We start from the raw sequence: 270 nt of genomic DNA, 5'->3' as shown, positions 1-270 counted from the left end.
CTAGTTGGCGGATTTATTATTAGGACTGTCGATAAAAATCAAGTTAGATATAATTTCTTTAACCCATCTATTGAAGATTTTCTATTTGATTATTTTGAAAATTCAATCGAAGAATATTTTCAAGTTCTCGAATCAGCAGTATATTTTGAGCAATTTAAATATAGAATTACAATAAACAAAAAGAAAAATGAAAAGAGAATAGACTTTTCTAATAAAAGTATTAAACGGAAATTATATAAACTTTTTAAGCGAAAAGAAGATAATTTGAAA

Annotated in this window: 1 protein-coding gene; it reads left to right on the top strand. The window is 23.3% G+C overall.

The genetic code is table 11. From position 1 onward, the window contains the following. On the top strand, window positions 1–270 hold a 270-nt coding region (locus tag SB752_RS32510), incomplete at both ends, for a hypothetical protein (RefSeq protein WP_410719513.1).

This window comes from Brevibacillus sp. SIMBA_040 (assembly GCF_046535075.1).
GTDB lineage: Bacteria > Bacillota > Bacilli > Brevibacillales > Brevibacillaceae > Brevibacillus.
The sequence above is the reverse complement of the archived record's forward strand: the minus strand, read 5'-3'. Positions and strand labels throughout refer to the sequence as shown.